Source organism: Aureimonas sp. AU4, assembly GCF_001463765.1.
Taxonomy (GTDB): Bacteria; Pseudomonadota; Alphaproteobacteria; order Rhizobiales; family Rhizobiaceae; genus Aureimonas.
In genome coordinates this window covers 1-13,269 of the sequence record NZ_BBWK01000001.1, presented here as the reverse complement: position 1 = coordinate 13,269, position 13,269 = coordinate 1, and the positions used below count along the sequence as shown (strand labels likewise).

Below are 13,269 nucleotides of genomic sequence, written 5' to 3'. Positions count from 1 at the left end.
TGCGGCAGACTCACACCAGAAGGTCGTTGATGCTCATGAGAGCGCTCATGATCGAGATGATCAACCAGCCGATCAGAAGGCTGACCCCCATCATCAGGACGGGTCCGAGCACGGCGGTGAAGCGCGCGAGCGCCGTATCGAGCTTGGCCTCGTAGAAGACCGAGACGCGCGCCGCGCTTTCGGGAAGGGATCCAGCCTCCTCGCCCACCCGCAGCATCTGAACGACATGCGCGGGCAGAAGCGGGCGCTGCGCGAGCGCGGCGGACAGGCGCCGGCCCTGCCGGACGTCGGCGAGCACGGCGTCGATCGTCTGCGCGGCACCGGGCACGCGCGACAGGCCGCGAATGAGGCGCAGGGACGTGGAGATGTCGACGCCGTTGGCCAGAAGGATCGACAGCGTGCGGCAGAAGGTGAGCGTCAGGCTGTAGCCGACGAGCGGACGCGTGAAGGGAAGCCGCGATAGAAGCTCTAGGCCGAGCGAGCGCCCGGCAAGCGCCCGCTTGGCGAGGAGGAAGACCACAAGACATCCGATCAGCGTCGGCAGGATGAAGCCCGACACCGCACGCACCCGCTCCGAGAGCTCGAACACGAACAGGGCGGAGCCGTCGATCCGGTCGCGGAAGCCCTCGATCGCGCCCTCGAACTGGGGGATGATGTAAAGCAGTACGAAGAACAGAACGCCGATCGCAGCCACTGCCAGGAACATGGGATAGGCGACAGCCCCGACGAGACGCTTGCGCAGGGCCTCGCGCCGCTGGCGCTCGTTCGCGATGCTGGCGAGAGCGCTCGCCAGCCGTCCCGACATCTCCGCGACCTCCACCATCTTTACGTAGAGGGGCGGGAACAGCGCGGGGTGGTCCGCCAGGACGGCCGAGAAGGACCGCCCGCCCGAGATCTCGGCGTGCAACGAGCGCACGAGCCGCACTAGCCAGCGCCGCGTTTCCATCTGCGTCAGGATCACCAGCGCCTCGTCGAGCGCGACGCCGCCATCCAACAGCATCGCGAGGTCGAGCGTGAAGGCGGTGATCTCCTCAGGCCGGGGATCGGGCGTCAACCGTTCGCGCCACGTCCGCCCGTCGCCCGACCCCAGGGGCTTGGCCGAGATCGGCGTGAAGCCTGCCTCGCCGAGGGCGCGCGCGACCTCCGCGGGAGAGGCGGCCTCCATCACGCCGTCGGTCGGCTTTCCAGCAGTGTTCAACGCCTTGTATTGGAAGCGCGCCATGGTCAGTGCAGCCCGCCGCCGCGGCATGCTGCGTGCGTCAGCCGAGCCTGCACCATCACCGTCCGACACCCAGGAGCCAAGCCGCACAAAGGGCGGGTGCCAGCAGTGCGCCGAAGGCGATCTTCGCTTCCCATCGTCCGGCCCCGCGACGCGCGGCCAAGGCGGCTACGACCAATCCTGCAAGGCTTGCCGCCAGCAACGCCAGCGAGAAGCCGCCAAAGCCGCACAGGCAGCCACCCGCAACGGCCAGCTTCACGTCGCCGAAGCCGATCCCATCATGGCCACGGCGCCGAAAGTAGATCTCGCGCAGCACCCAAAGGGCACCCCCGCACAGGAGCCCGTCCAGCGCGAACAGGCCTGTCGCCGACGCCGGATCGAACCGGAAGAGCGCGGTCGAGGCGAGGTCCACCGCAGCCAGCCCGACCATGCCGGCCAGCGCGGCGTCGGGGATCGTCAGCTCGGCGAGGTCTTCCCAGGCGATCCAGGCGCACACAAACCCGAGCGCGGCCGGCAGCGCCAGCGTCGCCATCCAGCCGGTGCGCCCGCTCAGAACTGTCGCGCCGGCGATGAGGAGCGTGGTTGCGCCCCAACCCGCAAGGCCGCCCGGCGCAAGGCGCGCGCCCGCGCTCATTTGAGCGGCGAGCTGCGCATGCCGAGGCCCCACATCTGCGACTTCAGCCCGGCCGCCACGGAGGCCGCGTCCTGGTTGGACCGCACGACGACGGGGCGGATCAGCATGATCAGCTCGGTGCGGTTGGCGCTGTTGTCGGTCTGACCAAGAAGCTTGCCGAGAACGGGAACGTTGCGCGTTCCCGGCACGCCGCTGTTGCCCTTGCGGGCCTGGGCGGAGATCAGCCCCGCCAGGAGAACGGTCTGTCCGTTCTGCACGGCGATCTGGCTGGCGACGCGTCGCTTGGAGATGGTGGGTGTCAGCGTGTTGCTGCCGTTCACCACGGCAGAGATTTCCTGCTCGACATTCATGGTCACCGCGTCGTTCTGACCGATGCGCGGCGTGACGTTGAGGATGATGCCGGTGTCGCGGAACTCGACCTGATTGACCAGCGGCGCCAGGCCATTCTCGACGCTTTGCGCCTGTCGCGTTGTGACCGGGACCTGATCGCCGACCTGAAGGGTCGCGGTGTGGTTCTCGACCACCACGAGCGAGGGCGAGGACAGGATTTCGACATTGCTGATCACGCTGAGGGCCGAGATCACAACGTCCGGATCCGAGTTGGTGCCGAGCAGAAAATTGAAGCCAGGGATCTGGCTCTGAACCACGCTGGAGGCGACATCGCGCACGCTGATCGACTGGTTATCGGAGTTGTTGAAGCCGACGCCATGGTTGTTGACGTAGTACTGCACACCGTATTTCAACGCGTCGGTCAGCTGAACCTCGGCGATCGTGACGTTGATCGCCACTTGCTGTGGCGTCGAGTCGAGCTGACGCAAGGCGACCAGAACCTTTCGGTAGGTATCGGCGTCCGTATATGTCACCACCGCGTTGTTGGCGGTGTCGGCGCTGACCCGAATGGCCGATCCGTTTGCGCCCCGTCCCGACGCCTGCGGATCGGTGGTCAGGTCTATGACGCCGGGTGCGGCGCCCGCGCCGAACTGGGAGCCCGTGCCGTTAGCGGTATCAAAGGCCGACGCGATGCGCGAATTGGACGGCTCCTCCCCCGTGCCGAAACCCTCGCCCCCGACCCCTGTCTGGCTGGCCTGCGACAAGAGCGCGTTGGAGCGAGTCCGCCCGCTGTTCTGGCCTGCTCCTGCGCCACCGAAGAGGCCGGACAGGACGCGCGACAGATCCTCAGCACTCCGATGGCGCGGCTTGTAAACGAACACGCCTTCACCGACCCCCGGATTGTCCCGGTCCAGCCGCTGCACCCAGGTTCCCGCTCGCGCGATCAAGCGCGGATTCTGGGATATGGCCAGGACGCCTCGCAGACGTTCGATCGGGCGGAACTGAATAGCGGCGTTGTCGCCGCTTGCGTCAAAGATGCGCTCCAGCTCAGGGATGACAGCCTCGGGTTTGGCCTCGCGCAGGGTGAACACTGAGACCGACTGGTTCTCCATCCAATCATCGTCGAAGGACAGGATGGCGTTGACTGCCGCCTGCCGCTCGGGACCGCTGCCGCGCACGTAGATCGTGTTCTTGGCAGCGTCGATCTTGAGGTTCTCGCCCTGGGCCACGAAGCCCGACAGAAGCTCCATCATGGTGGCCGCCTTCACGAAGCGTAGCGGCACCACCGACACACCATAGCCCAGGCGCGTTCGCGTACCGACGTCCACGGTCGCCCCGGCCGAACCGGAAGGCGCGATGCGGTAGCCACCGCTTCCCTCGCGCGTCAACGAGAAGCCAAGACTATCCAGCGCCGTTTCGAGCGTCGACAGGAGTTCGTCCCGGCTGACCGGACGCGAGGAGGACAGCGTGACGGGGCCTGCCACGTTTCCGCTGATGACGTAGTTGACTCCGAGCGCATCGTTGAGGACGGCACGCGCTACGTCTTTGATGTCGGCGTTTTCGAAGTTGAGCGTGTAGGACCCTCCGCCAGCGCCGCCCGTTGATGCCAGCGTTAGTCCACGCGGAGCGTTGCGCTCGGGACGGTAGTTCTGGACGAGCGTTTGTCCGCCCGACCGGCGCCCAGCCGTACCCGTCAAGTCACCATAGCCTGGGTTGTTGCCTTCGGGACGAGCTTCAAGATCGTCGAAGGCGCCGGTGAAGATGGAGCTCGTCTCCGGTCCGGCAGGATCGCTTGTCTGGCAACCCGTCAGGGCCAGAAGCAACATCAGGGGCAGCAATCGCAGTCTCACGCCCGTCCCATTCCCAAAGCTTGCGTCAAGCTGACCGGACGTCATTCCTGCGCGCTTGGCGAGGCCTTCACCATACCCAATCGGCAACAACCCACCGAGATAAGCTACGCCAGCCAACGCATCGCGGTTTCGGCATGCGTCAAATTTTGCGGGTCGGGCGCCCTCACCTCGCCAGCGGCGCGGCACCGATCGGGTGCCCGAAGCGTGGCCGCCCCAGCTCGAACATGGTATGGAAATCAAGGCGCCGCCCAAGATGGGGCAAGCGCTCCCCACCTCAACATGCGAGGAAGTCAGCTCTGTCCTGGACATCGATCTTCGCGAAGACACCGCGCGACCCGGTCGAGGTTTCGGAGCCGCCCGAAGCTGTACCGGAGGTGCCGGCCACACCCTCCTCGCCGTTCGGCGAGGCGGGACCTGAGGCCGTCTGGCGCAACGGCGAAGTGCAGGCCGACGCCTTGGCGAACAACCTGTCGGCCCACTACGGCCTGCCGCGCCTCGATTTCGAGACGGTGGCCGGCTGTCCGTCGCATTTCGGCGAACTGTCGCGGCGCTTCCTGCGCGAGTCCTACATCTATCCCTTCCAGGGGGCGGACGGAACGGTCCGGGTGGCGCTTGCCGATCCGACGCGGCGCGACGCGCTGCGCGCGCTCAACATCGCGCTCGGCCAAGCCGCCGAACCGGGTCTCCTGTCGTTCGAGGAGATCGATCTCCTGTTCGAACGGGCGCTGCAGCGCGAGGAGCCGGACGCCTCGGCGACGATGGCTTTGGCCGAGCCGGAAGGCCCACCGTCGGGTGGCGAAGCGGCGGAGGACCTCAAGGACCTGGCGCGCGGAGCGCCGATCGTGCGCCTGATCGACCGGATCCTCGAGCGCGCCGTGGAGCTTGGGGCGACCGACATCCATCTGGAAACCGAGCGCGACCACCTCAGCGTCCGCTATCGCGTGGACGGCTTCCTGCGCCGCGACCAGAAGGTTCCTGTTCATCTGGCCCCGGCGATCGTTTCGCGCGTCAAGATCCTGTCGGGCCTCGACATCGCCGAGCGTCGCCTGCCGCAGGACGGACGCGCCAACTTGCGCGTGGGCTCCGTGGAGGCGGATCTTCGCGTCGCGGTGATGCCCACGATCCACGGCGAGACGGCGGTGCTACGCCTTCTCGTCAAGGACCCGCGGCTTCTGGACTTCGGCCGCATCGGCATGAGCAGCCCGGACCAGCGCGCCTTCGAGACGCTTCTGTCCGAGCCCCACGGCATCGTGATCGTGACCGGACCGACCGGCAGCGGCAAGACCACGACGCTCGCCACCGCGATCTCGCTGCTCAACGATCCCGCACGCAAGATCGTCACGGTCGAGGACCCGATCGAGTATCAGATCCCCGGCATCCACCAGACGCAGATCAAGCCGCAGATCGGCCTCAGCTTCGCGATCGCACTACGCTCCTTCCTTCGGCATGATCCCGACGTCATCATGGTGGGCGAGATGCGGGACCGCGAGACGGTGGGCATCGGCATCCAGGCGGCGCTGACCGGACACCTCGTCCTGACCACCCTTCACACCAACTCGGCTGCGGACGCCGTGGTGCGGCTTCTGGATATGGGCGTCGAGCGCTACCTGATCGGAGCCAGCCTGCGCGGCATTCTCGGCCAGCGCCTAGTGCGGCGTTTGTGCGAGCGCTGCCGCCGGCCCGACGGCGCCACGGCGGAAGCGGCACGCTCGCTGATGGTGGACCGGGGTCTGCGCTGCGAGGCCGCCGACACCTTCTTCGCGCCCGGTGGCTGCGACATCTGCGGTCAAACAGGCTATCGCGGCCGGGTCGGCATCTTCGAGCTACTGCGCATGGACGCCGCGTTCCACGCGCAAGTGAGAGATATCGGCGACGCGGGCCTGATCCTTCTCGCGGCACGCAACAGCGGTATGCGCACCATGCTGGAAGACGGCCTCGACAAATGCGCGGCCGGCCTCACCTCCTTCGAGGAGGTCCTGCGTGCCACCGGTTGAGGCGAACGCCATGAACCCGTTGCGTCGCCACGCATCGTCCAGGAATCCATCGCCGCGAACGGTTCCCATCGAGGCGTTGCTTGCCAGCGGTCCCGCGAGCGTGGAAGACGCGCGCCCGCATCGGTTTTGGCTGTTCTGGAGCCAGCTCGCGGACGAGGCGGCCCGCATCCTCGCCGCGCCCCTGGACCGTCTCGCGCCGGGACGTCGCTGGGTCCTCGGCGACACCGGAAACGGGTTCGAGGTCCACAAGGTGCGAGGCCGCCATGTCGCGCGGATGGGACGGATCGCGGACGGCGCGGCAGGTCAGGACGCGCCGTGGCTGCGGGATCTGCGCACCGCCGACCAGGTCGAGTTGCGGATCGAACCGGCCCTGGTCGTGCGTCAGACGCTGCCCCTCCCCACTGAGAGCGCCCCGTTCGCCGACGCGGTGGTCCAGCATCGGTTGGAGCGATTGACACCCTGGCGTGTCGGTGACGTCGTGTACGGCTTGGCGCTTGTGCCAGGCGAGCGCGACGGGACGCTGGGGATCGACGTCCTCGCCACCTCGCGCGAGATCGCGCTGGGCGCGTTGCGGCGGCTGGATGGGCTGGGCGTCCGCCCGAGCGCGCTCGGCTCGGCCGCCGAGCCGCTGGCCGAGCCGCTCGGCGTGAACCTTCTGGCGGGCGGATCGATGGGACGCATGCGCACGCGGCGGCACCGACGCCTGCGGCGCTTCTGCCTCCTCGCGCTGCCGCTGACGCTGGTCGTCTTTCTCGCCAGCCTGATCGCTCAAGTTTGGGCGCAGGGTGACCTGGACGCTGCGAGCACGGCGCTGGAGCGGCAACGGAGCGCCATCCAGGCCCGGGCCGCGACGGGGAACGACGCGACGGTCGCCGCGCTTCTGGCCGACAAGACCGTCGACGGGGCCACATTCGTGTTCCTGGATCGGTTGGCCGCTGCGCTGCCCGACGACACCTTCCTGACGGACCTCGAGATCACCCCGGAACGGGTCGCGATCAAGGGGCGGTCCGCCGACGCGCCGGCGCTGGTGCCGGTGCTGGAAGGGGCTGCGGGCCTGCGCGACGTGCAGTTCCAGTCCGCGGTGACCCGGGAAGCGCGCGGGGGCGACCGCTTCGACATCGCCGCCACGCGAGCACCTTCCGCGGAGAACCCGCCGTGAACCGCGCCGCCCCCACGCCTCTTCGCCGATGGACGGCTCTGACGCTTCTGGTCATCGTACCGCCCGTGCTCGTCCTGCTGGCGCTTGGCAACGCGGCCTCGACCGCCGATATCCGCTCGCAAACCGAGTTGGCCGACGCGCAGCTGGAGCGGTTTCGCCAGCGGCTGGCCGGAGAGACCCGCACCACTCCCCCGCAGTCCGGGGCCGGCTTGGTGATCGAGGGCTCCTCGCGCAGCCTGGCGGAGGCCGAGCTGCAGCGCCGCTTGGTCGCCCTGGGCGAGGCGTCGTCGTTTCGGATCGTCGAAAGCGCCTCGAGCGCGTTGACCGCCGAGACGGCGGCTGCCTTCCTGGAGGCTCGCGCCACGCTGGACGGCGACAACGGGGGCCTTCTGAAGCTTCTTCACGCCATCGAGACCGGACTGCCGCTGATGACCCTCGCCCGGCTCGACGTGCGGCGGCTGGACGGCGAGAACGAGGAAGCGGGCGCGGATCCGCGCTTGCGCATCGAGCTCGTGGTGCGGGCGCCCTGGAAGGCGACGGTCTCGTGAGGCCGGTTCCCGCGATCCTTCTTGCGACGTTGCTGGCGGGCGGTCCGGCCCATGCGCAGCTCGTGGACGCCGGCGTCGGCAACCCGTTGGCGGCGATCCCGGTTGAGTCGATGCGCGACGCTCTGGGTCGTCCGCTCTTCAGTCCCAGCCGCCGCCCGCCGAGTCCGCCCGCGCGCCCACTCGTCGCGCCGGAGCCGATTGTTCCGCAGCCCAGCGCCGACCAGCTTCGTCTCCTGGGAACGCTGGTCGGGCCTTCGGCGGCGTCGGCGGTGATCCTGGATACGGCAAGCGGCACCGCACGCACGTTGACACAAGGCGAGAGCGTGAACGGCTGGCACATCGCCTCGATCGAGACGGCGCTCGTGCGGCTCGAGCAAGGTCAACGCAACGTGACCCTGGCGTTGTTTCGGCCGAGCGTCCCGGCCCCGGCCGCCGCCATCGCTCCAGGGCGTCCGGCCCCCTTGGCGACGCCCGTCCAAATCGCACCGCGCACCCCTGTCACGTCGTCGCCGGGCGGGGCGCCACCAGGCACGGTGGCGGGAACGGCCGCCGCGCAGGTCGCCGCGGAGTCGCCCTTCCGGCTGACCTTCGGCGCGCCGCCTCCTGCGCCTGCCGCGCCCTGAACGATAAAAGGGGGGCGGGCTCCTCATGGAAAGCCCGCCGCCCTACTTCACGGGCCGCGTTCGCTAGGGAACGCAGCCGAAAATCGTCTAGCGCCCTGCGATCGGGGTGCTTTCGACGGTCAGCGAATGTCGCCGTTGGTGCCGATTGGGAAGAAGCTGACCGGGCTCGGAGCGCCGCCGAGATACACGACGTTCAGCACCTGCTGAGGCGAGCGGCTGAAGGCGACGCTGTTGCGATCGGCGGGAACCAGGTTGGCCTGCCCCGCCATCGGGCTTGCCGGATCGGATACAGTAATACCCTGATCGACCGCCGTGCCGGCGACGTTGTCACGGGCCTGCGAGATGCGGTTGGCCGCATCCACGAAGCCGCGCTGGAAGAGGATCGTGCGGATGATGCCCGCATGATAGGCCTCGACCGCCAGGATGCCCGCGGCAGCTTCCAGAACGTCCTTGTTGGAGATGAAGCGCGCCGCGCCCTTATAGGCGGTCACGCCCACGTCCTCGAAGATGAAGGCGCCGAGCAGGAAGTTGCTCTCGCTCTCGAAGGGGTTGAAGGTTCCGCCCGGCTGGATCAGCCCGGCCGCGAGCGCCGCGGCGCTGAACGAGGAGTCGAGATCGATGGGAGGACGGGCCGCCGCCGCGCCGCCCAGCGCGGAGCGCAGGAAGTTGACGTGGTTCTCCTCGTCGAAGGCGATTTCCATCGCGTACTCGCGAATCGCCGGCGTCGTGAAGGGTACGGACTGCCCCGCGACCGCTTGGCGTACCGGGCCTTGCGTTCCGGTGCCGGTGATCTGCGCGTCCGTCAGACCAGTTCCCCGGATCGCCCGAAGATAGAACTCGGCTTCAAGATACTCTAGGTTGAGGGCGAAGTTGAGAACTGCCGTATCCGAGACGGTCTGGGCTTCTGCCTCGCTCGGCAAGCCAGTCAGACTGAGCACGGCAGCGCCAGCCGTCGCAAGGCCGGCGGTCCGCAGGAAGGCCCGGCGCCCGGCCTCCATATCGATTGTCTTGGACTTACCAGAAACGAAGGAATCGCTGCTCATGGCCGTCATTCTCCCCTGCGCGAAGATTCGCGCCATAAAGCTACGTACCGATCTTAAAAAAGTTTCAACTCCGCCACATTGTAATTTTCGTTCTCGCGACCGGTCATAATTCGTCTGCTTTGGATGACGCTTAAAGCTGTCCCCTTCCGCTCCGTCATAGCGGGCTGGCCGTTCGGTTCGCTCCAGATTGGCCATGCAGCCAAGCACGAATGGCCTGACGGACGGCAAGCACCCCAATGATCGGCTCCACTAACGATGATGACGACAGCTGACCCGATCCGACAAGAATGAGCGCGTCGGGCCGCCTTCGACCGTCAGGCTTATGCTGAGCCTCAAGCTGCGCACGAGCAGGCTGTTCGATTTCGCGCGATCGCGAACCTGCCGTCCTATCAATCAAGCAACGCGCAGTCCGACAGCGGCGGCTGTCATCTGTGCTACCCAGCTGTAACGAGCTAGATCGGACGATTTATCTCTGACGAGAGTCAACCCGCAATCAATCCGTTTCGCCACTCTCCCATTCGGTTCGCAACTTCATCAAGCCGCGTCGGATGACCGTCTTCACGGTTCCCAGCGGTACCGTCTCCTCCTGCGCCAGCTCCTCGTAGCGTAGTCCTTCGAAGAAGGTTCGCGTGATGAAGCGCTGTGCGCGGAAGTCGAGGGCACCGAGACAACGGCGCAGGCGCTCCGCATCGCTCTCGCGTGTGGCGTGGGTAAGGGGATCCGGCCGTTCGTCGGCAATTTCAAAACCTTCCTCGAGCGGTACAGAGATTCCTGCCAACCGACGTGTCCGAAGGCGATCGATTGCCCGGTTCCGAACGATGGCCAGGAGCCAAGTGATGGGGCTGCCACGAGCCGGATCGAAGCGATGCGCTTGCGTCCAAACCGCGAGAAAAGCGTCGTGGACGAGTTCGTCCGCCTCGTCGCGGTTGCCCAGAAGGTCATGAGCTGCCCGGCGCAGCTTCGGAGCGGTCTGAACGTAGAGCTGTTGCAGAGCCTCCGCGTCGCCGGCTGCAACCCGTTGCAGACACAGGACCAGATGCGCGTGGGCTGCGCTTGCTGTCGGGCGGGTCAGGACGAAGCACGTAGCAGAAGGTCTGCCGCTTGTTCGAGATGACGTGCCGCGCGCGGATTGGTAACCCGAACGCGGTCAGCCAGCGTGTACACAAGATGAGCATCGCGAAGGGCAGCGTCCTGATCACACCGTGATGGCAACTGATCCGTTCGGACACTATGGTCACGTCGCATGCCGCAAATGCCCTCGCTGTCGTTTCCTGATCAGCTACGAGTCAAGGCACCGGACGGATGCAAACGTGCTGGCAGAGCGGCCGCTGCACATGGCGTCGAGGTGGGACTGTCGAATGTCCCATCGCTGTTCTCCCGTAGCCAGAAGGGCCGATGGAGAGTGCGCAACTAGGGACGGCTCCCGAATGCTTCCTTTCGAGGATTCGGGCCGAGAACCGACTGGCAGCTCTGAGGTTTATTTCGCAGAAAGGTGCCGTTCAGCAAACGACCCAACGCAGACGCTCGATCCAGCACACGCCCAACCGCAAAAGCCGACATCGTGCTAACGAGTCTTCTGCGTTTCCTCCGGTCTCGCTTACCCGAAGAGTGAGGCGATGACCGCCTGACTGTCGAACGGTTTCTGATGATGGGGAATGTGCTGGTAGAGGATCGGGATCGCGGAGCGGCCGTAACCGGTAGCGAGCACGCAAGGTACGCCTCGCTCGCGCAGCATATCGACGAGGGGGTAAGTCCTTTCGCCGAAGAGGTTGATGTCGAGGACTGCCCCGTCGAGTGGGTTGCCGCTAGAGGCAGCCGCGACACCCTCGGCCAAAGTGGAAAGCGGACCCACCACAACGGCGCCCTCCCGCTCAAAGGCATAGGCTAGATCGGCGGCAATGTAGAAGTCGTCCTCAGCAATCAGGACACGCTTGCCGGCGATGGGGGAGTCCGCCGCGTTCTTGAGCACATCGTTCGTTGTCATGCTGGCGCCTGCCGGTACGGTTCGGTCTCTCCTACCAAAGTTCTACGGTTAGGCACCCAATCATACGGTCAAAACCGTACCGTTCGACCCGATATACAACCCATGAGATTGCGCCCAGCCATGAGTTGAGACCCACGGACCCATATGCCGCTTCGCGTCATGATTGTCGAAGACGAGGCTCTGATCGCAATAGAGCTCGAGGATATCGTCGAACGGGTTGGCCACGTCGTCGTCGGCATTGCTGGAACAGTTGACCACGCGCTGCAGATTGCGGCAGCGTCGGGCCCGGTTGACTTGGCTATCATGGACGTTGCGCTGGCTGGCCAGGAGAGCGGCCTTGACGCTGCACGAAGGTTGCGCGCTGCGTACGACGTTCCTTGCCTGTTCGTATCGGCGCGTACGGACGCCTTCACACGGGCTGCCGCCAACGAGTGGCAACCGCTCGGCTTTGTCGACAAGCCGTTCACGCGAGGAGATATCGAGATCGTCTTGCAGTCGTATCCCGTGAGGTAGCGGAGAGGCCGAAGTTGTACGGTCTGCGGTTGACGACCGCTTTAAAGCCTTCGCGCTCCATACCTGACTGGCGCTTTGCCACCCGACTGAGCCCCTGAGGGTTGCTGAACAAGACGTCGGGCAGCGGTCCATCCGCGATCCACCTTTCCCGCCAGCTGCCCCGACAGGTCGAACGCCTACGCGTTTGCCTACGTAGTCAATTCACGACTGCGCAACGCTCGTCTCATATCGTGCCATACGTTCTCTCTAGATCGGATTGAGCGATATGTTTGATGGCAAGGTCGACTGGCTCGCCCACCTGCGCACGATCATCTTGGGCGCCATCGGCGCCTGGCTGGCCTGGGTCAGCGGCTTTGCCGGATGGTATGGCGCAACCGCAATCCAGCTTCTGAACTGAGCCGATGCCCGCCATGGTCGCGGCTGACGGTTGCTCCCTTGGGGCTATGATCGTCTCAGCGGATCGCCGTCAGTCCGGTACGTGGTTCACTCACCGGTCTGCATCGGGGCGCCAACCAAATTCGATCGCAAGCCACGCTTTACCCCCGAGCTCGGTCACAGATGCGATTGGGGCCGCGAGCATCACCCCCCTTACAACAACCCGATGGTGCAACTGCGTCATCGGCCGTTCGGCAGGTGGACGTAAGTGCTAAGGTCCCGAAAGAACGCATCCGGCGCGATGCCAAGCACCCAAGCCATCCTGTACAGCGTGGACACGCTGACGCGGTTGGTGCCCTTCTCGTACTTCTGAACCTGCTGGTACGAGACGCCAAGGCAGCGGCCAAGCTCCTCGAGCGTGAGGCCTATCGCCAAGCGCTTTGCACGGATGATGTGCCCGACATGCACGTCGATGGGATCGGGGGAGAGCATGGCTCGTCTCCTCGGCTTGGGTGGAACGGAAGGGTGATGATGCTGGATGGGTGCCTTCCGCGCTCGGGGCGCGGTCGTCGCCTTGCGGTGCTGCCCGGCCCTACTTCGTGCTGTTCCCGGCGCCGCCTACTCGCAGCGGATCGTCGGTTGGGCCTGGTAGGTCCCGGCCGTGAAGACGCCCACCGTCTTCGTGGCGCTCAAGCTGAGATCGACGTTCTGCGTTCCGAGCAGGACCACCGCCGACAGAAGGTCGAGCAGCGATGCGCCGCCCTGGGGCTGCATTCGCCCGGCGAACTGGACGCTCGCGTCGGCGCCCGGCGGAGCGAACGCAAAGCCCGTTGGCGGGACATACGTCACGCGGAAGCAGTTGACCTGAACCGCGAGACTGCACGTCGACTGCGGGACGCCGCCGTTCAGGAGCGTCGTGACGCTGACCCGGGCCGCCTGGCCGCCGGCGTTGGTCGAGGACAGCGACTTCAGGTCCGTCGAGGCCGTCAGCGTTCCC

At 66.2% G+C, this 13,269-nt stretch carries 14 protein-coding genes; 6 read left to right on the top strand and 8 right to left on the bottom strand.

Going from position 1 to position 13,269, the window contains the following annotated elements; translation table 11 throughout:
• Positions 1-10: 10 nt before the first annotated feature.
• Genes AUL35_RS00065 through gspD form a run of 3 tightly spaced genes read right to left on the bottom strand, consistent with a single transcriptional unit; the run spans position 11 to position 4,078 of the window.
• The gene (locus tag AUL35_RS00065) at positions 11-1,222 is read right to left on the bottom strand and encodes a type II secretion system F family protein (RefSeq protein WP_062010931.1); all 1,212 of its coding nucleotides are present in this window, start codon (positions 1,220-1,222) and stop codon (positions 11-13) included.
• A 55-nt stretch (positions 1,223-1,277) separates the two neighbouring features.
• Positions 1,278-1,853 (bottom strand): prepilin peptidase, encoded by a 576-nt coding sequence (locus tag AUL35_RS00060; RefSeq protein WP_062010796.1) that lies wholly within the window; start codon positions 1,851-1,853, stop codon positions 1,278-1,280.
• Positions 1,850-4,078 carry a type II secretion system secretin GspD gene (gene gspD, locus AUL35_RS00055; protein WP_156417760.1) on the bottom strand — a complete coding sequence of 743 codons (2,229 nt, stop codon included), beginning with the start codon at positions 4,076-4,078 and terminating at the stop codon, positions 1,850-1,852. The genes AUL35_RS00060 and gspD overlap by 4 nt, the downstream gene beginning before the upstream one ends.
• 329 nt (positions 4,079-4,407) lie before the next feature.
• Between gspD and AUL35_RS00050 the strand changes: the two genes are divergently transcribed.
• The 4 genes from AUL35_RS00050 (at position 4,408) to AUL35_RS00035 (ending at position 8,357) form a co-directional block, all read left to right on the top strand.
• The gene (locus tag AUL35_RS00050) at positions 4,408-6,027 is read left to right on the top strand and encodes a GspE/PulE family protein (protein ID WP_062010792.1); all 1,620 of its coding nucleotides are present in this window, start codon (positions 4,408-4,410) and stop codon (positions 6,025-6,027) included.
• Between the two features lie 100 nt (positions 6,028-6,127).
• Positions 6,128-7,186: a PilN domain-containing protein gene (locus AUL35_RS00045; RefSeq protein WP_192847005.1), complete on the top strand. Its 1,059-nt coding sequence runs from the start codon at positions 6,128-6,130 to the stop codon at positions 7,184-7,186.
• Positions 7,183-7,734 carry a type II secretion system protein GspM gene (gene gspM / locus AUL35_RS00040; RefSeq protein ID WP_062010788.1) on the top strand — a complete coding sequence of 184 codons (552 nt, stop codon included), beginning with the start codon at positions 7,183-7,185 and terminating at the stop codon, positions 7,732-7,734. Before AUL35_RS00045 ends, gspM begins: the two co-directional genes overlap by 4 nt.
• A complete protein-coding gene (locus tag AUL35_RS00035; RefSeq protein ID WP_062010786.1) occupies positions 7,731-8,357 on the top strand; it encodes a hypothetical protein in 627 nt (208 codons plus the stop codon). The genes gspM and AUL35_RS00035 overlap by 4 nt, the downstream gene beginning before the upstream one ends.
• 119 nt (positions 8,358-8,476) lie before the next feature.
• Here the strand turns inward: AUL35_RS00035 and AUL35_RS00030 are convergent, their stop codons facing one another.
• The 3 genes from AUL35_RS00030 to AUL35_RS00020 all read right to left on the bottom strand — a co-directional run bounded on the left by AUL35_RS00030 (position 8,477) and on the right by AUL35_RS00020 (position 11,384).
• On the bottom strand, positions 8,477-9,595 hold the full coding sequence (locus tag AUL35_RS00030) for a ferritin-like domain-containing protein (RefSeq protein WP_244493613.1): 1,119 nt from the start codon (positions 9,593-9,595) through the stop codon (positions 8,477-8,479).
• A gap of 298 nt (positions 9,596-9,893) precedes the next feature.
• On the bottom strand, positions 9,894-10,424 hold the full coding sequence (locus AUL35_RS21405) for a sigma-70 family RNA polymerase sigma factor (RefSeq protein WP_280137310.1): 531 nt from the start codon (positions 10,422-10,424) through the stop codon (positions 9,894-9,896).
• Positions 10,425-10,997: 573 nt separating this feature from the next.
• A complete protein-coding gene (locus AUL35_RS00020; RefSeq protein WP_062010781.1) occupies positions 10,998-11,384 on the bottom strand; it encodes a response regulator in 387 nt (128 codons plus the stop codon).
• A gap of 144 nt (positions 11,385-11,528) precedes the next feature.
• Between AUL35_RS00020 and AUL35_RS00015 the strand changes: the two genes are divergently transcribed.
• Complete coding sequence (locus tag AUL35_RS00015) at positions 11,529-11,897, top strand: response regulator (protein WP_062010779.1); 369 nt, start codon at positions 11,529-11,531, stop codon at positions 11,895-11,897.
• 265 nt (positions 11,898-12,162) lie between these two features.
• On the top strand, positions 12,163-12,294 hold the full coding sequence (locus AUL35_RS23035; RefSeq protein WP_280137307.1) for a hypothetical protein: 132 nt from the start codon (positions 12,163-12,165) through the stop codon (positions 12,292-12,294).
• A gap of 218 nt (positions 12,295-12,512) precedes the next feature.
• Here the strand turns inward: AUL35_RS23035 and AUL35_RS00010 are convergent, their stop codons facing one another.
• A complete protein-coding gene (locus AUL35_RS00010; RefSeq protein WP_062010777.1) occupies positions 12,513-12,764 on the bottom strand; it encodes a helix-turn-helix domain-containing protein in 252 nt (83 codons plus the stop codon).
• 126 nt (positions 12,765-12,890) lie between these two features.
• Positions 12,891-13,269 (bottom strand): hypothetical protein (locus tag AUL35_RS22435; RefSeq protein ID WP_062010776.1); only part of this gene is annotated, 379 nt, incomplete at its 5' end.